This is a genomic window from Pseudomonas sp. 8_5_2, from assembly GCF_059295255.1.
On sequence record NZ_CM181238.1, the window covers coordinates 4,033,247 to 4,050,671 of the forward strand.

The 17,425-nt window shown below is 62.3% G+C and carries 16 protein-coding genes and 1 rRNA gene; 12 read left to right on the forward strand and 5 right to left on the reverse strand.

Features of this window, described 5'->3' with window-relative positions; all coding sequences use genetic code 11:
* Window positions 1-57: 57 nt before the first annotated feature.
* Window positions 58-1,594, reverse strand: a 16S ribosomal RNA gene (locus tag AC5O5R_RS18560).
* A 626-nt stretch (window positions 1,595-2,220) separates the two neighbouring features.
* Here AC5O5R_RS18560 and rhtA point away from each other — a divergent pair.
* Complete coding sequence (gene rhtA, locus AC5O5R_RS18565) at window positions 2,221-3,108, forward strand: threonine/homoserine exporter RhtA (protein WP_172228296.1); 888 nt, start codon at window positions 2,221-2,223, stop codon at window positions 3,106-3,108.
* A 189-nt stretch (window positions 3,109-3,297) separates the two neighbouring features.
* Window positions 3,298-3,579, forward strand: a complete 282-nt coding sequence (locus AC5O5R_RS18570) for a hypothetical protein (protein ID WP_172228298.1) — start codon at window positions 3,298-3,300, stop codon at window positions 3,577-3,579.
* Between the two features lie 39 nt (window positions 3,580-3,618).
* Here the strand turns inward: AC5O5R_RS18570 and AC5O5R_RS18575 are convergent, their stop codons facing one another.
* Complete coding sequence (locus AC5O5R_RS18575) at window positions 3,619-5,427, reverse strand: aminopeptidase P family protein (protein WP_172228300.1); 1,809 nt, start codon at window positions 5,425-5,427, stop codon at window positions 3,619-3,621.
* Window positions 5,428-5,646: 219 nt separating this feature from the next.
* On the opposite strand from AC5O5R_RS18575, the gene AC5O5R_RS18580 reads away from it, so the two are divergent.
* Window positions 5,647-6,765 carry a DUF3182 family protein gene (locus AC5O5R_RS18580; protein ID WP_172228302.1) on the forward strand — a complete coding sequence of 373 codons (1,119 nt, stop codon included), beginning with the start codon at window positions 5,647-5,649 and terminating at the stop codon, window positions 6,763-6,765.
* On the forward strand, window positions 6,749-7,519 hold the full coding sequence (locus AC5O5R_RS18585; protein WP_172228304.1) for an alpha/beta hydrolase family protein: 771 nt from the start codon (window positions 6,749-6,751) through the stop codon (window positions 7,517-7,519). Before AC5O5R_RS18580 ends, AC5O5R_RS18585 begins: the two co-directional genes overlap by 17 nt.
* Here the strand turns inward: AC5O5R_RS18585 and AC5O5R_RS18590 are convergent.
* Window positions 7,498-7,878 (reverse strand): antibiotic biosynthesis monooxygenase, encoded by a 381-nt coding sequence (locus AC5O5R_RS18590; RefSeq protein WP_172228306.1) that lies wholly within the window; start codon window positions 7,876-7,878, stop codon window positions 7,498-7,500. The genes AC5O5R_RS18585 and AC5O5R_RS18590 overlap by 22 nt on opposite strands.
* An 88-nt stretch (window positions 7,879-7,966) precedes the next feature.
* Window positions 7,967-8,950, reverse strand: coding sequence for a GlxA family transcriptional regulator (locus tag AC5O5R_RS18595; RefSeq protein ID WP_172228314.1), 984 nt, complete (start codon window positions 8,948-8,950; stop codon window positions 7,967-7,969).
* A gap of 82 nt (window positions 8,951-9,032) precedes the next feature.
* Between AC5O5R_RS18595 and AC5O5R_RS18600 the strand changes: the two genes are divergently transcribed.
* Window positions 9,033-9,581 (forward strand): cysteine hydrolase family protein, encoded by a 549-nt coding sequence (locus tag AC5O5R_RS18600; RefSeq protein WP_172228308.1) that lies wholly within the window; start codon window positions 9,033-9,035, stop codon window positions 9,579-9,581.
* Window positions 9,582-9,611: 30 nt separating this feature from the next.
* Here AC5O5R_RS18600 and AC5O5R_RS18605 read toward each other — a convergent pair whose 3' ends face one another.
* Window positions 9,612-10,175 (reverse strand): helix-turn-helix domain-containing protein, encoded by a 564-nt coding sequence (locus tag AC5O5R_RS18605; RefSeq protein WP_172228310.1) that lies wholly within the window; start codon window positions 10,173-10,175, stop codon window positions 9,612-9,614.
* An 83-nt stretch (window positions 10,176-10,258) separates the two neighbouring features.
* On the opposite strand from AC5O5R_RS18605, the gene AC5O5R_RS18610 reads away from it, so the two are divergent.
* The 7 genes from AC5O5R_RS18610 (at window position 10,259) to AC5O5R_RS18640 (ending at window position 17,416) form a co-directional block, all read left to right on the forward strand.
* Window positions 10,259-11,209, forward strand: coding sequence for a DMT family transporter (locus AC5O5R_RS18610; RefSeq protein WP_172228312.1), 951 nt, complete (start codon window positions 10,259-10,261; stop codon window positions 11,207-11,209).
* 149 nt (window positions 11,210-11,358) lie between these two features.
* Window positions 11,359-14,274 carry a monovalent cation/H+ antiporter subunit A gene (locus tag AC5O5R_RS18615; RefSeq protein ID WP_172287075.1) on the forward strand — a complete coding sequence of 972 codons (2,916 nt, stop codon included), beginning with the start codon at window positions 11,359-11,361 and terminating at the stop codon, window positions 14,272-14,274.
* Window positions 14,274-14,618, forward strand: coding sequence for a Na+/H+ antiporter subunit C (locus AC5O5R_RS18620; protein WP_003250128.1), 345 nt, complete (start codon window positions 14,274-14,276; stop codon window positions 14,616-14,618). Before AC5O5R_RS18615 ends, AC5O5R_RS18620 begins: the two co-directional genes overlap by 1 nt.
* The gene (locus AC5O5R_RS18625) at window positions 14,615-16,294 is read left to right on the forward strand and encodes a monovalent cation/H+ antiporter subunit D (RefSeq protein ID WP_494511321.1); all 1,680 of its coding nucleotides are present in this window, start codon (window positions 14,615-14,617) and stop codon (window positions 16,292-16,294) included. Before AC5O5R_RS18620 ends, AC5O5R_RS18625 begins: the two co-directional genes overlap by 4 nt.
* The gene (locus AC5O5R_RS18630) at window positions 16,291-16,779 is read left to right on the forward strand and encodes a Na+/H+ antiporter subunit E (RefSeq protein ID WP_172286981.1); all 489 of its coding nucleotides are present in this window, start codon (window positions 16,291-16,293) and stop codon (window positions 16,777-16,779) included. Before AC5O5R_RS18625 ends, AC5O5R_RS18630 begins: the two co-directional genes overlap by 4 nt.
* The gene (locus AC5O5R_RS18635) at window positions 16,776-17,054 is read left to right on the forward strand and encodes a K+/H+ antiporter subunit F (RefSeq protein ID WP_003250109.1); all 279 of its coding nucleotides are present in this window, start codon (window positions 16,776-16,778) and stop codon (window positions 17,052-17,054) included. The genes AC5O5R_RS18630 and AC5O5R_RS18635 overlap by 4 nt, the downstream gene beginning before the upstream one ends.
* The gene (locus AC5O5R_RS18640; RefSeq protein ID WP_172233724.1) at window positions 17,051-17,416 is read left to right on the forward strand and encodes a Na+/H+ antiporter subunit G; all 366 of its coding nucleotides are present in this window, start codon (window positions 17,051-17,053) and stop codon (window positions 17,414-17,416) included. The genes AC5O5R_RS18635 and AC5O5R_RS18640 overlap by 4 nt, the downstream gene beginning before the upstream one ends.
* The last annotated feature ends 9 nt before the right edge of the window (window positions 17,417-17,425 follow it).

Below are 17,425 nucleotides of genomic sequence, written 5' to 3' on the forward strand. Positions count from 1 at the left end.
TTTACAATGAATCAAGCAATTCGTGTGGGTGCTCATCAGCAGGCTGATGTCGTCGATTAAGGAGGTGATCCAGCCGCAGGTTCCCCTACGGCTACCTTGTTACGACTTCACCCCAGTCATGAATCACACCGTGGTAACCGTCCTCCCGAGGGTTAGACTAGCTACTTCTGGTGCAACCCACTCCCATGGTGTGACGGGCGGTGTGTACAAGGCCCGGGAACGTATTCACCGCGACATTCTGATTCGCGATTACTAGCGATTCCGACTTCACGCAGTCGAGTTGCAGACTGCGATCCGGACTACGATCGGTTTTGTGAGATTAGCTCCACCTCGCGGCTTGGCAACCCTCTGTACCGACCATTGTAGCACGTGTGTAGCCCAGGCCGTAAGGGCCATGATGACTTGACGTCATCCCCACCTTCCTCCGGTTTGTCACCGGCAGTCTCCTTAGAGTGCCCACCATAACGTGCTGGTAACTAAGGACAAGGGTTGCGCTCGTTACGGGACTTAACCCAACATCTCACGACACGAGCTGACGACAGCCATGCAGCACCTGTGTCAGAGTTCCCGAAGGCACCAATCCATCTCTGGAAAGTTCTCTGCATGTCAAGGCCTGGTAAGGTTCTTCGCGTTGCTTCGAATTAAACCACATGCTCCACCGCTTGTGCGGGCCCCCGTCAATTCATTTGAGTTTTAACCTTGCGGCCGTACTCCCCAGGCGGTCAACTTAATGCGTTAGCTGCGCCACTAAAATCTCAAGGATTCCAACGGCTAGTTGACATCGTTTACGGCGTGGACTACCAGGGTATCTAATCCTGTTTGCTCCCCACGCTTTCGCACCTCAGTGTCAGTATCAGTCCAGGTGGTCGCCTTCGCCACTGGTGTTCCTTCCTATATCTACGCATTTCACCGCTACACAGGAAATTCCACCACCCTCTACCGTACTCTAGCTTGCCAGTTTTGGATGCAGTTCCCAGGTTGAGCCCGGGGCTTTCACATCCAACTTAACAAACCACCTACGCGCGCTTTACGCCCAGTAATTCCGATTAACGCTTGCACCCTCTGTATTACCGCGGCTGCTGGCACAGAGTTAGCCGGTGCTTATTCTGTCGGTAACGTCAAAACAGCAAGGTATTCGCTTACTGCCCTTCCTCCCAACTTAAAGTGCTTTACAATCCGAAGACCTTCTTCACACACGCGGCATGGCTGGATCAGGCTTTCGCCCATTGTCCAATATTCCCCACTGCTGCCTCCCGTAGGAGTCTGGACCGTGTCTCAGTTCCAGTGTGACTGATCATCCTCTCAGACCAGTTACGGATCGTCGCCTTGGTGAGCCATTACCCCACCAACTAGCTAATCCGACCTAGGCTCATCTGATAGCGCAAGGCCCGAAGGTCCCCTGCTTTCTCCCGTAGGACGTATGCGGTATTAGCGTTCCTTTCGAAACGTTGTCCCCCACTACCAGGCAGATTCCTAGGCATTACTCACCCGTCCGCCGCTGAATCCAGGAGCAAGCTCCCGTCATCCGCTCGACTTGCATGTGTTAGGCCTGCCGCCAGCGTTCAATCTGAGCCATGATCAAACTCTTCAGTTCAATACTGCTTGGGTTTTTAAGAAACCCTAAACTTGGCTCAGCAATCTCAAATGACTATGTGATTTCTCGCATGGTCACTTGTGATGCTGATAATCTTTCTGACTATCAGTCCGTACTCACAAGCACCCACACGAATTGCTTGATTCAATTTGTTAAAGAGCGTTTGGTTAAGAGCTTTTCGCCTCAACCGAGGCGCGCATTCTACGCTTTCCTCAGAGCCTGTCAAGCGTTTATTTTGAAGTTTTCCCGATAAACTCGTTTAGCTTCAAACACTTGGCTCGCTGCGATCACTCGTAGCGGGAGGCGAATAATACAGCGTTTAAATCCGCTGTCAACTGCCTTTATCACCGCTGCCGATCTTTCGATCGAAGCCCTTACAGCATCTTCTGAACTACCTAACTCGTTGAATATCAAGGAGTTTGTCGTTCCGTTGTCGCTGGAAGTGGGGCGCATTATAAGGGGATTCGAAAGGGCGTCAACCTTTAATTTCAAGAAAGTAAAATATACGGGGAAAAGACCATATCAAGACCGCCAGGTGCCCGCCACAACCCCCTTGCACCACCCAACCACCTTTGCGCACTATACTGCGCACACCCCCAAGCCCGCCCAAGGATTCCCCCACCTAAATGAACACCCAGCCCCGCAGCCTGGCCGCTACCCTCTTCCCGATCGGCCTGCTGCTCATCGCCATGGCCTCGATCCAGACCGGCGCCTCCCTGGCCAAAAGCATGTTCCCCATCATCGGCGCTCAAGGCACCACCACCCTGCGCCTGATCTTCGCCAGCATCATCATGCTGTTGATCCTGCGGCCATGGCGAGTGCGAATGACTGCCAGCGCACTGCGCAATGTCATCATCTATGGGATGGCCCTGGGCGGCATGAACTTCCTCTTCTATATGGCGCTGCAAACCGTACCGATCGGTATCGCCGTTGCGCTGGAGTTCACCGGCCCGCTGGCAGTGGCGATCTTTTCCTCGCGGCGGGCGATCGACTTCGTGTGGATCGGCCTGGCCATCGCCGGCCTGCTGCTGTTGCTGCCAGCAGGCCACAGCGGCCAGGCACTCGACCCGGTGGGCGCTGCCTACGCCCTGGGCGCTGGTGTCTGCTGGGCGCTGTACATCCTGTTCGGGCAGCGTGCCGGCGCCGAACACGGCATCCAGACTGCGGCGCTAGGGGTAGTGGTCGCCGCCCTGTTCGTCGCCCCCATCGGTATTGTCCACGCCGGCGCCGCACTCCTGACGCCCGCCGTGATCCCGATGGCGATTGGAGTCGCAATACTCTCCACCGCCCTGCCCTACAGCCTGGAAATGGTTGCCCTTACGCGCATTCCGGCGCGCACCTTCGGCACCCTGATGAGTATCGAACCGGCGTTCGGTGCGCTGTCCGGGCTGCTGTTCCTCGGCGAGGTGCTGACGGTTACCCAGTGGCTGGCGATTCTGGCAATCATTACCGCCTCGGTCGGTACGACCCTGTCCATGCGCAAGGAGCCGAGCCCGGCCATCGCCGCAGACTGATATGAGAAATATTTTCATTTGAGACGGGAATAGTGATTGAAGCGACCCGTCTCGCTGATTAAGCTGTCACAGAATCATCATCTTTACGCTATCTACTGAGCCGACCACGGACGCTGGGGAACTTTCAGGAAGATTCGAAGCGATAACGACAGGGCCAGACACTGGACCGCCCTGCATTTAAGGACAGGAATGAAACGTATTTTGCTCATCCTGGCCATCTTGGCAATTGCTGGATGTGCCGCCACGGCCAAGACTGAGGTCAAACGCGGGAAGAAGGGGCTGCATATCAATTGCTCTGGCCTCTCCTCCTCATGGGACAAGTGCTACAGCAAGGCCGCGAGTTCGTGCAGCGCACGAGGCTACAGGGTCATCGCCCGCTCAGGTGACACCGACGAAGAGCAGGGTGACTACCTGTTCGGGATCAACCCGGCGGGCTACACCAGCCGCAGCATGATCGTCGTCTGCAAGTAGCAACAGGGCAGCGCTGAAGCTGCCCTTTTAATTTGCTCCTTAGAGGGGTGCGGTACGCGCCTCCAGCCAGGCCAGCGCTTCGCCATTGAGCAGGGGCGCCAGGCGCTCGCGCACCGTGGAGTGATAGTCGTTCAACCACTGCAGCTCTTCCTCGGCCAGCAACTTGGGCAGCAAGCAGCGGGTGTCGATCGGGCACAGCGTCAATGTCTCGAATTTCAGGAAGTCGCCGAAGGCACTCTTGCCCGCCTCACGGTTGACTACCAGGTTTTCGATGCGCACGCCCCACTGGCCGGGGCGATACGTGCCCGGTTCGATCGAGCTGATCATGCCCGCCTGCATCGCGGTCTGCGGCGTGGCTGCCGCCTGGTAGGCAATCACTTGCGGCCCCTCATGAACGTTCATGAAATAGCCCACCCCATGCCCCGTGCCGTGACCATAATCGACCTGGTCAGCCCACAGCGGAGCCCGGGCGATGGCATCGAGCAACGGCGACAGCACCCCGCGCGGGAAGCTGGCGCGCGACAACGCGATCATGCCCTTGAGTACGCGCGTGCAATCCTGCTTCTGTTCAAGGCTGGGCTCGCCCACCGGCACCATGCGGGTGATGTCGGTGGTACCCCCCAGGTATTGCCCACCCGAATCGATCAGCAGCAAACCATCGCCCTCGATGACCGCATGTGCGTGCTCGGTGGCACGGTAATGCGGCATCGCGCCATTGCCATTGAAAGCGGCGATGGTCGAGAAGCTCAACGAAACGAAACCTGGGCGGCGTGCACGCGCAGCGCTCAGTTGCTCGTCGATGGTCAACTCGGTGATGACTTCCCGCCCCAGGCTGGCCTCGAACCAGGCGAAGAATTCGCATAGGGCAGCGCCGTCCTGCTCCATCACCTGACGAATGTGCACCAGGTCTTCGCCACCTTTGCATGACTTGCTCAGGGTAGTGGGGTTGACCCCCTCGACCAGCTCCACCTCTGCAGGCAGGTTATCCAGCAAGCCGCAGGTGACCCGCGCCGGATCCACCAACAGCCGGCCGCTGGCCGGTACCGCACCCAGCGCCTGGCCTGCTTCGTTATAGTCGCGCACCTCGATGCCGTCGGCCGCCAGCACCTGACGCAGGTGCGCATCGAGCTTGTCCGGGCCGACAAAAAGGATGGCCTGTTGCTGATTAATCAGGGCGAATGCCAAGAACACCGGATTATAGGAGACGTCGCTGCCCCGCAAGTTGAACAGCCAGGCAATGTCATCGAGGGTAGCGATGAAGTGCCAGTCGACCGCCTTGGCGTGCATGTCCTTGCGCAGCTGCGCGAGCTTTTCCGCCCGGCTCACCGTGGCGTGTGGCGGCAAGTGCTGGTACACCGGGTTACCTGGCAGACCCGGGCGCCCTTCCCAGGCCTGCCCAAGCACGTCCTGGTCCGTCACCAGTCGCGCCCCACGGGCCTTGAGCCGTTCGCCCAACTGGCGTGCCGACGCCAGGGCCATGACCGCACCATCCACCGCGACGCTACCCTCCAACTTGACGTTTTCACCCAGCCATTCCAGCGCACCGGGTTTGCCCGGCACAAGCTTCATCAGTTCGATGCCGCTGCCGGCCAGCTCATGCTCCGCCTGCTCCCAATAGCGGCTGTCGACCCACAAGCCGGCAAAGTCAGGGGTGACCACCAGCGTGCCCACGGAGCCGTGAAACCCCGACAGCCACTGGCGCCCCTGCCAGTAACCGGGCAGGTATTCGGAAAGGTGCGGGTCAGCCGAAGGCACCAGCAAGGCATCGATGCCGCCGGCGGCCATGGTCTGGCGCACGCGCGCCAGTCGCTGCGGTACGCTTGGCTCAAGGGTGGTCTGAACGTTCATGCGCTCTCCTGCGGCTACATCACGGTTGGTCCAATGCTCCGATAATGGAACAGCCGCCCAGCCCCTGCAATCACGTCGACCAAGACAAGGCATGTATTGCCCGCCATGCCTTGTGCAATCAGACGCTTCCTACAACCGGGCGAGGACCACCGATCACGTCCTACTGAACTTCCGCAAGATGCCGGCTTCACACGCAGTACATTCACTGCACACAGGCAAATGACCATGCCCAGTGTCTGCAAGCCGAAAACTGCCGTGGTGCTGCTCGACACCCGCGCCAGCACACCCGATCACGAGCGTGCCGTACACCAGAAGCTTGCCGATGGCCTGGCGCGCCTGCTGGGTTGCCCGCACATGAAACCGGCCGACCCGCCAACCGCCGACGACGGCTACTACTACTTGCCCACCGAAACGCTGATCGACCCCCAGCGACAGGCCACCATCGGCATCTGCGACGAGCAGGACCTGTTCGGCGGCGTGGTCACCAGCCCCTATATGGCGACCAAGGCGATCTCCCACCCCCTGCCCGCCAATGCAAGCTTCCCGCCTGGCTGGACCGATGCCTTCGCCCGGCAGGCCAGCGACGCCCTGCTGCGCGGCTATACCGTGTTCAACAAGGCCGACGCCCGTACCGCTGCTCAGCTGTTGCTGATGGACGGCCCGTTGCGGGTCAAGCCTGTGCTGGCCTGTGCCGGCCGCGGGCAGCAGGTTATCGACAGCGCGGATGCGCTGGAGCCCCTGCTGGCCAGCATGGACGACCAGCAGCTGGCATTGTGGGGACTGGTGCTTGAAGAAGACCTGAGCAAGGTCGAAACCTTCAGTGTCGGCCAGGTGCGCGTTGCCGGCCTGACCTGCAGCTATCACGGCACCCAGCAGCTGACCCACGACCATCAAGGAGCCGAGGTCTATGGCGGCTCGGACCTGGTGGTGGTACGTGGCGACTATCAGGCGCTGCTGCAACTGCCACTGGAAGACCACCTGCGCCTGGCGATCAACCAGGCCATTGCCTACGAGCAGGCTGCCGAGCAGCACTTCCCGGGCTTCATCGCCTCACGCCGCAACTACGACATTGCTCGCGGCCGCGACCCTCAAGGCCACCTGCGCAGCGGTGTACTCGAGCAGTCCTGGCGCCTGGGCGGCGCCAGCAGTGCCGAACTGCTGGCCCTGCAGGCGTTTGCCGACGACCCTGCATTGCAACGAGTGCACGCGTCCACCCATGAAGTGTTCGGCACCCCTGACCTCCCCTCTGATGCCACCCTCTTCTATCAAGGAAACGACAGTGAACTCGGACAACTCAGCAAATTTGCGCGGATTCGCGAGCATGGCCATTCAGAGTGAAACCGTTGAACTGCAAGTTGAAAACGACAGCATCGTTGGCACCCTGGTCAGCCCCGGCAGCCAGATGCCGGGCATTCTCTTCGTGCACGGCTGGGGCGGCAGCCAGCAACGCGACCTGGCCCGTGCCCGGCACATCACCGGGTTGGGTTGCGTATGCATGACCTTCGACCTGCGCGGCCATGAAAAAACCGCAAGCCAGCGGCTGACCGTCACCCGCGAGCAGAACCTGCAGGACCTGATGGTGGCGTACGACCGGCTTGCCGGCCACCCCGCGGTCGATCCGCAGGCGATCGCCATCATCGGCAGCAGCTATGGTGGCTACCTGGCGACTTTGCTGACCCGCGAGCGGTCGGTCAGATGGCTGGCCCTGCGGGTACCCGCCATGTACTGGGACGATGAATGGGATATGCCCAAGCAAACCCTCGACCGGCAACGGCTGAACGCCTACCGCCAGCGACCGCTGGGCCCGGCCGACAACCGTGCGCTGGCGGCCTGTGCCGAATTCAGCGGGGATGTGTTGCTGGTGGAGTCCGAGCAGGACGACTATGTGCCGCACAGCACGCTGATGAGCTACCGTTCGGCTTTCATCAGCGCCCATTCGCTGACCCATCGTATTGTCGACGGTGCCGACCACGCATTGTCCAGCGAGGAGAGCCAGAAGGCCTACAGTTCGATCCTGGCGGCCTGGGTCAGCGAAATGGTCATCGGCGCCCGACTGGACCGCTATCCGCACTATGCACCTTGGTACGCCTGAGGGTTGCCCACCTGGCAATGCAGGCCGCCATCTTCACCCCGTACCAGGCTGCGTACCGCCTGGTACGCGGCAAAGTTGACGCCACGCGCCTGGTGCCGGGCAAGCAGTTCAAGGAACGGCTCCTCGACAAAGCAGGCAGCCGCCGCAGCCCACGTCTGACGCGACTGCCACTGCAGGTACTGGAGTACCCGGCTGCCGTCGTCGCTGGCCTGGATGCTGACACCTTGCAGCCCTTCGCAGCGGTTAGCCAGCGCCTCGCTGCGGGCTACCAGGGCCTGGACCAGGGCGTGCTGGTATATGCTCGGCACTTGGTATTCGATCATCTGTGTGAACCACAGGGCATGAGGGCTTGCCGTCATCAACGGTCTCCTGGTCAAGGACGCATGCAGCGCGATGCACGGCAGGGTAAAACCTCAAGCAAGGTCAAGGTCAAGTGGTTTCCGAGCCCTACCCTGTCACCGCAAACCGCCGCCGGTAATCGCTCGGCGTCAGTCCGGTGATGCGTTGGAACACTTTGCGAAACGCACTTGCGTCCTGGTAACCCACGCCCCAGGCGATCTGCTCGACATTGCGCCGGGTGAATTCCAGCAAGCGACACGCCCGCCCCACCCTGACCTGCTGGCAGTACTCGGTCGGGCGCAAACCCGTGGCTGCCCGAAAGCGCCGCAGGAAGGTGCGTTCCTCCAGCCCGGCGCACGCCGCCATTGCAGCAAGGCCTGCATCCTGCCCGCGATCGCCCTGCAGCCAGTGCTGCACTTTCAGCACAGCCTCGTCGCCGTGGTCCAGGCGCGGGTTGAACACCGCACCAGGTAACGGCGTCGCGACCGGATCGACCGCGAGGTAGCGGGCCGTCTCCCGCGCCACCGTTGCTCCCTGAAACCGTTCCAGCAAACGCAGACCCAGGTCGGTCCAGGCCATCAGCCCGGCCGAAGTGACAATGTCACCGTCATCGAGCAACGGCTGCTGAGCCTCTACCCGCACTTTTGGATAACGCTGGGCGAGTGCATGCACGTAGTTCCAGTGGGTACAGGCCGGGCGGCCATCGAGCAGGCCGCTGGCGGCGATGAAGAACACCCCGATACACACCGACGCCAGCACTGTGCCGCTCGCGTGGAGCTGACACAAAGACGCGCGGTGGCGCTGGAGCAACTCGCCCGGTGGTGCCGATTCCAGGCTTGGCGGAATGATCAGTACGCGCAGGCCCGGTACAACGACTGGCGAGCTATCAACAGCTGGCAACAACTGCCCTGCCGCATCTGCCTGCCAATAGCTGATGCGCACCGGCGGCAAGTCGACGGCGCCCAGCTCGGCAGCAACCCGGTTGGCCACCAGGAACAGGTCGGCCAGGCCATGCACGGCGGCGCGCTGCACGCCGGGATACAACAGCAGGCCAATGTCCAGGTTGGCAGAGGTGTCAGTTTTTGCCCGCATAGTGTCGGTCACGCCAATCGTCAGGTCGGTGCACACAGCCTATAACTAACCTCACACAACGACTACTGCCACAGGAGGCAGCATGAGCAAGCAAGCGCTGATCATCATCGACATCCAGAACGACTACTTCCCGGGCGGCAAGTGGGCCCTGGAGGGTGCCGACCAGGCGGCCGACAATGCCGCCAGGCTGCTGGCAGCGGCGCGCCAGCGCGGTGACCTGGTGGTGCATGTGCGCCACGAGTTCGACAGCGCCGATGCGCCATTCTTCGCGCCTGAGTCGCCTGGCGCGGCCATCCACCCCAAGGTCCAGCCACTGCAGGATGAACCCGTGGTGCTCAAGCACAAGGTGAATGCGTTCCTTGGCACCAACCTCAAGCAGACACTGGACCAGCACGGCGTCGAGGCCCTGACCATCGCCGGCAGCATGAGCCACATGTGCATCGACGCCGCCACCCGGGCCGCGGCCGACCTGGGCTATGAGGTGACCGTGGCGCACGATGCGTGTGCGACGCTGCCGCTGGAGTTCAACGGCAAACAGGTGCCGGCAGCGCAGGTACATGATTCGGCGATGGCGGCGCTGGCGTTTGCCTATGCCAAGGTGGTGAAGACTGACGATTTGATGAAGGACTGACACAGGTCCCGAGTGGCCGATGAGACTCGATCAGATCACAACATTGCGCACGAACCGGACTGCCACCGTCGCATCGTTGCGATAGGCATACCGGCAATTGCTGGGGAACACATGAAACTGCCCCTCAAGCAGGCGAAACTCGATGTCCTCGATGACTAACGTCAGTTGCCCTTCAGCCACGTAGATCTGCTCGCTCCAGCCCTCCGCATCGGCCTCGCTGGAATAGCACTCGCCCGGCGCCAGCGTCCATTCCCAAAGCTCCACCTCGCGGCGGGCCGGGCTGGTGCCGAGCAGCACTGCCCGGCTCTGCGGACACTCGCCGGCCCAGGCCAGTTCGTCGATACGCCCCGGATCACGCTGGTCAGGTGCCTGAATCAACGTACTGAAGGCCACGCCCAAGGCTTCGGCAATCAGGTCAAGAGTGGTCAGGCTGACATTCTTTTCCCCTGCCTCGATGGCCACCAGCATGCGCCTGCTGACCCCGGAGCGTTCGGCCAGCGCCGTCTGGCTCAGGCCGCAAGCGTTACGCAGGCGGCGGACGTTGTGGCTGACATGTTGCAGCACGGATGCGCGGTGCGAAGAATCTTTGTGCACTATATTGCTCACTGGTCGATATTGCGCAGTATACTGCCCACTTTGCGGCGATTGTGCGCCGCCCCCTCCGAGTGCGCAAGAGCATGAGCCAGCCCAGCAACAAGTCGACCCCCGCCATTACCTTTCGCCTGAGCAAGGCCGAACTGGTGCTGGTGTTCATCACCATGTTGTGGGGCGGCACTTTCCTGCTGGTGCATAACGTGATGACCGTGAGTGGCCCGATGTTCTTCGTCGGCCTGCGTTTTGCTGCGGCCGCGCTGTTCGTTGGCGTGGTGTCGGCGCGGGCGTTACCCGGGCTGACCTTCACCGAACTGAAGGCCGGCATGCTGATCGGCGTAACCATCATGCTTGGCTATGGCCTGCAGACCATGGGCCTGCAAACCATCAGCAGCAGCCAGTCTGCATTTATTACCGCGCTCTACGTCCCCTTCGTACCACTGCTGCAATGGCTGGTCCTGGGCCGGCGCCCTGGCCTGATGCCCAGCATCGGCATCTGTCTGGCCTTTGTCGGCCTGATGCTGCTGGCCGGGCCGGAAGGCGGCAGCCTGCACTTCAGCGAGGGCGAGATGGTGACGCTGGTCAGCGCGGTGGCCATCGCTGCCGAAATCATCCTGATCAGCCGCTACGCCGGCCAGGTCGATGTGCGCCGGGTGACCGTGGTGCAACTGGCGACTGCCTCGCTGCTGGCATTCCTGATGATCGTACCGACCCAGGAGCGCATTCCCGACTTCTCCTGGCTGCTGCTGGCCAGTGCCGTGGGCCTGGGCGCCATGAGCGCGGTCATACAGGTGGCGATGAACTGGGCGCAGAAGTCGGTCTCACCCACTCGCGCCACCCTCATCTATGCCGGAGAACCGGTGTGGGCCGGGATCGTCGGGCGCCTCGCCGGCGAACGCCTGCCGGGCGTGGCGCTGCTCGGCGGCTTGCTGATCGTGATTGCCGTAGTGGTCAGCGAGCTCAGAATACGCCGCCCACGCGAAGCTGCCGACGCGCGTGAAGTGCAAGCAGAAGGCGAACGCCAGGCCGGGCTGTAAAGCGGTAAACAGCAGCTATGCTTTGTAAAGAAATGTTATAAAAAAACAGCTTGTCACAGCCTCTTTGTAGGATCCTGCGACAGCTTGCGTGTTGGTGATCATCCCCTCGGCACGTATGATCCTTGGCAAACTTCTCAGAATAGAACGCTATGTCATTGATAGTGCTATTGCTTCTGCCGTTCGTGGGCAGTTGCCTGGCAGCCGTGCTGCCGCACAACGCACGTAACGCCGAGTCCGTGCTTGCCGGGCTCGTGGCCCTGGTCGGCACTGTCCAGGTAGCACTGCTGTACCCCCAGGTTGCCGATGGCGGTGTGATTCGCGAAGAATTCCTGTGGCTGCCCAGCCTGGGGCTGAACCTGGTGCTGCGCATGGACGGCTTTGCCTGGCTGTTCTCGTTGCTGGTACTGGGCATCGGTACGCTGGTGTCGCTGTATGCGCGCTACTACATGTCGCCGCAAGACCCGGTACCGCGCTTCTTCGCCTTCTTCCTCGCGTTCATGGGCGCCATGCTGGGCCTGGTGATCTCTGGCAACCTGATTCAGCTGGTGTTCTTCTGGGAGCTCACCAGCCTGTTCTCGTTCCTGCTGATCGGCTACTGGCACCACCGCGCCGACGCCCGCCGCGGCGCCTACATGGCGTTGATGGTGACCGGCGCGGGGGGGTTATGCCTGCTGGTGGGGGCGCTTCTGCTCGGCCATGTGGTCGGCAGCTACGACCTGGACAAGGTCCTGGCTGCCGGCGACACCATCCGCCAGCACGCGCTGTACCCGGTGCTGCTACCGCTTATCCTGCTCGGTGCGCTGACCAAGAGCGCACAGTTTCCCTTCCACTTCTGGCTGCCCCATGCAATGGCAGCGCCTACTCCGGTATCGGCCTATCTGCACTCGGCGACCATGGTCAAGGCCGGGGTGTTCCTGCTGGCACGCCTATGGCCGGTGCTTTCCGGTAGCGAGGAATGGTTCTGGATCGTCGGCGGCGCCGGCGCCCTTACCTTGCTGCTCGGCGCATTCGCGGCGATGTTCCAGAACGACCTCAAGGGCCTGCTGGCCTATTCGACCATCAGCCACCTGGGCCTGATTACCCTGCTGCTTGGCCTGAACAGCCCTCTGGCTGCCGTCGCCGCGGTGTTCCACATTCTCAACCACGCCACCTTCAAAGCCTCGCTGTTCATGGCTGCCGGCATCATCGACCACGAAAGCGGCACCCGTGACATCCGTCGCCTCAGTGGCCTGATACGCCTTGTCCCGTACACCGCCACCCTGGCCATGGTCGCCAGCGCCTCGATGGCCGGCGTGCCATTGATGAACGGTTTTCTGTCGAAAGAAATGTTCTTCGCCGAGACCGTGTTCATCAGCAGCACCGCCTGGGTCGAAGCGACATTGCCGGTGATCGCCACTCTGGCCGGCACCTTCAGCGTCGCCTACGCCTTGCGATTTACCGTCGATGTATTCTTCGGCCCCCCCGCCCAGGACTTGCCCCACACCCCGCACGAGCCGCCGCGCTGGATGCGCGCCCCGGTCGAGCTGCTGGTGCTGACCTGCCTGGTGGTAGGGATATTCCCTGCGCAATCCGTCGGCCCCTTGCTGGCCGCTGCGGCCATGCCGGTAGTCGGCGGCACCTTGCCGGAATACAGCCTGGCCATCTGGCATGGCTGGAATGCCCCGATGATCATGAGCCTGGTAGCCATGAGCGGCGGTATCCTCCTGTACCTGTTGCTGCGCAAGCAGCTACAGCTGGGCCGATTCCCCTATCCACCGCTGATCGGACGGTTCAACGGCAAGCGCCTGTTCGAGCATGGCCAGGTCCTGCTGATGGTAATGGCACGGCGCATAGAGCGCCTGCTCACCACCCGTCGCCTGCAGTCGCAGCTGTTCATGCTGGTGGTAGCCGCATTCCTCGCTGGCCTCACGCCCATGCTCTACAGCGGCCTGACCTGGGGTGAGCGGCCGAAGATTCCGGGTTCGGGGGTGTTCGTCGCGCTGTGGCTGATTGCCATTGCTTGCGCTATCGGTGCCGCTTACCAGGCCAAGTATCACCGTCTGGCAGCACTGATCATGGTCAGCGTTTGCGGCCTTATGACCTGTATCACCTTTGTCTGGTTCTCCGCGCCCGATCTGGCGCTGACCCAACTGGTGGTGGAAGTGGTCACCACCGTACTGATCCTGCTAGGCCTGCGCTGGCTGCCGCGACGTATCGAAGGCGTGTCGCCGCTGCCCGGCAGCCTGGAGCGCGCGCGCATGCGCCGCCTGCGCGACCTGCTGCTGGCGGTGTTGGTGGGTGGTGGCATGGCCGTGCTGTCCTACGCCATGCTGACCCGGCCAACACCCAACGACATTTCCTCGTTCTACCTGAGCCGGGCGCTGCCACAGGGCGGCGGCACCAATGTGGTCAATGTGATGCTGGTGGACTTCCGTGGCTTCGACACCCTTGGTGAAATCACCGTGCTGGTGGCCGTGGCCGTGACGGTGTTTGCCCTGCTGCGGCGCTTCCGCCCACCGAAAGAGAGCATGCAACTGCCGGCACAGCAACGCCAGCTGGCACCGGACGTGGTTACCGACCTGATCAACCCGCGGCATGCCACCGACACTGCGCTGGGCTTCATGATGGTGCCCGCAGTGCTGGTGCGCCTGCTGCTGCCGATCGCCCTGCTGGTGTCGATGTACCTGTTCATGCGCGGCCACAACCAGCCAGGTGGCGGCTTTGTCGCCGGCCTGGTGATGTCGGTGGCGTTCATCCTGCAGTACATGGTGGCCGGCACCCAGTGGGTCGAGGCACAGATGAGCCTGCGGCCGCTGCGCTGGATGGGCACCGGGCTGCTGTGCGCGACCCTGACCGGGGTTGGCGCCATGCTGCTCGGTTACCCGTTCCTCACCACGCACACCGCCCACCTGCACCTGCCGCTGCTCGGCGACGTGCACGTGGCCAGCGCGCTGTTCTTCGATGTCGGCGTGTACACCGTGGTGGTCGGCTCGACGCTGCTGATCCTCACTGCCCTGGCGCACCAGTCGGTGCGTGCCTACCGCCCGGGCACCCCGTCGAAAACCAGCCAAGCAGGAGCCGTCTGATGGAAGAAGTGATTGCAGTCGCCATCGGCGTGCTGGCCGCCTCGGGGGTGTGGTTGATCCTGCGCCCGCGTACCTACCAGGTGATCATGGGCCTGTGCCTGTTGTCGTACGGGGTCAACCTGTTCATCTTCAGCATGGGCAGCCTGTTCATCGGCAAGGAGCCTATCATCAAGGACGGGGTTACCCAGGACCTGCTGCACTACACCGACCCCCTGCCGCAGGCGCTGGTGCTCACTGCCATCGTCATCAGTTTCGCCATGACCGCGCTGTTCCTGGTGGTGTTGCTGGCCTCGCGCGGCTTGACCGGCACCGACCATGTGGACGGTCGGGAGCGTGACGAATGAGCGGCATGAGCCAACTGATCGTCGCGCCTATCCTGCTGCCACTGGTCACCGCAGCCGTCATGTTGCTGCTGGGCGAGAAAAATCGGCAGCTCAAGGCCCGACTGAACCTGCTGTCGACCTTCGCCGGCCTGGGCATCGCAGTCAGCCTGCTGATGTGGGTACGCACCCAGGGCCAGGCAGAGTCGATTGGCGTCTATCTGCCGGGCAACTGGCCGGCCCCATTCGGTATCGTGCTGGTAGTGGACCACCTGTCGGCCCTGCTGCTGACCCTGACCGGCATCATCGGTTTCAGCGCCCTGCTGTTTGCCCGCGCCCGTTGGGACGGCGCCGGGGCCAGTTTCCATGCGCTGTTCCAGATCCAGCTGATGGGCCTGTACGGGGCCTTCCTCACCGCCGACCTGTTCAACCTGTTCGTGTTCTTCGAGGTGCTGCTGGCGGCCTCCTATGGCCTGCTGCTGCACGGCTCGGGCCGCGCCCGGGTCCGCGCCGGCCTGCATTATATCGCTATCAACCTGTTTGCCTCTTCGCTGTTCCTGGTAGGCGCGGCGATGCTGTATGGCGTCACCGGCACCCTGAACATGGCCGACCTGGCACTGAAGATTCCGCTGGTGCCAGAGGCCGACCGTGGCCTGCTGCACGCTGGTGCGGCGATCCTGGCCATGGCATTCCTGGTCAAGGCCGGTATCTGGCCGCTGAACTTCTGGTTGGTGCCTGCATACGCCTCGGCCAGCGCACCGGTGGCCGCCCTGTTCGCCATCATGACCAAGGTCGGCCTGTATGCCGTGCTGCGCCTGTGGACGCTGCTGTTTTCCGGACAGGCCGGGGCCTCGGCCCACTTTGGCGGTGAGTGGCTGGTGTACGGTGGGCTGGTCACCTTGGCGGTAGCGGCCGTTTCGATCCTGGCCGCGCAACGCCTGGAGCGCATGGCGGCCCTCAGTATCCTGGTCTCGGCCGGCACCCTGCTCGGCGCTGTCGGCTTCGCCCAACCGGCGCTGACCGGTGCCGCGCTGTTCTACCTGGTCAACTCGACGCTGGCGCTGTGCGCGCTGTTCCTGCTTGCCGAACTGGTCGAACGCTCACGCTCGGCCAACGAAGTGCCGCTGGAGGACGAGGAAGGCGCCTTGCCGCCGCTGCTGGAATCGCTGCACCCGCCCAAAGGCATCAACCTCGACGATGAACAAAAAGCCGTAATCGGCCAGATCATTCCGTGGACCATGGCCTTCCTTGGCCTCAGCTTCATCGCCTGCGCACTGCTGATCATCGGCATGCCGCCGCTGTCGGGCTTTGTCGGCAAGCTCAACCTGATCAGTGCACTGTTCAACCCGCAAGGGCTTGGGGTACCCCCCGAGCAGCCGCTGAGTGCAGCGGGCTGGGGCCTGGTGGCGTTGCTGATTCTGTCCGGCATGGCCTCGCTGATCGCATTTGGCCGCGTCGGCATCCTGCGCTTCTGGAAACCCGAGGAGCGCCAGTCACCGGTGCTGCGCCGCTACGAGTGCCTGCCTATCGTCATCCTGCTCGGCCTGTGCATCATCCTCAGCCTCAAGGCCGAGCCGTTGCTGCGCTACACCCAGGACACCGCCGCCAGCCTGCAGGCCCCCGACGCCTATATAGAGGCCGTGATGTCCGCGCGGCCGATTCCTGGCCCCACCTCGCTCGACGTACAGGTGCAGCCATGAACCGACTGTTCCCCGCCCCGCTGTTATCTGTCTCGCTGTTTGGCCTGTGGTTGCTGTTGAACCTGTCGCTAAGCCCGGGCAACCTGCTGCTGGCTGCGGCATTTGGCGTGCTGGCGCCGCTGCTGATGGCGCCACTGCGCCCACAGCATGCCCACGTGCGGCGACCACTGGTCATCGCCCGGCTGATCGGTCGGGTAGGCCTGGATGTAATCCGGTCCAACTTGCTGGTAGCCCGTGGTGTGCTGTGTGCCGGCAAGCAGCCGCCACGCTCGGCATTCGTGCACATCCCGCTGGCCCTGCGCGATGCGCACGGCCTGGCGGCGCTGTCGATGATCACCACGGTAGTGCCTGGCACGGTCTGGTCCGAACTGGCGCTGGACCGCAGCGTACTGCTGCTGCACGTGTTCGACCTGGATGACGAAGCCGCTTTCATCAAGCACTTCAAAGACACTTACGAACGCCCGCTGATGGAGATTTTCCAATGACAGGCCTGCTCGCCAACGCTGTTCTTGCCAGCCTGTTCATCTTCGCCCTCGCCATGGGCCTTGCGCTGATCCGGCTGTTCCGTGGCCCGTCCGCCCAGGACCGGGTATTGGCGCTGGACTACCTGTATATCCTGGCCATGCTGACCATGCTGGTACTGGGCATCCGTTATGCCAGTGACACCTACTTCGAAGGTGCCTTGCTGATTGCCCTCTTCGGCTTTGTCGGCTCGTTTGCCCTGGCCAAGTTCCTGCTGCGCGGTGAGGTGATCGAATGACTGAAAACATGGTATTGCCGTTCTGGTTGGAGCTGATCACCGCTGCACTGCTGTTGACCGGCAGCCTGTTCGCCCTGATCGGTGCGATAGGCCTGCTGCGCCTGAAGGATTACTTCCAGCGCATGCACCCACCGGCACTGGCTTCGACCATTGGCGCCTGGTGCGTGGCACTGGCCTCGATCATCTATTTTTCGTGGCTCAAGGATGCACCCGTGCTGCACGCATGGCTGATTCCGATCCTGCTGTCGATCACTGTGCCGGTAACCACGCTTTTGCTGGCGCGGGCGGCGCTGTTCCGCAAGCGCATGTCGAAAGAACCAGTACCCGAAGAGGTCAGCAGCGGCCGCGACCGCGGCCACTGAAGCGTTGCC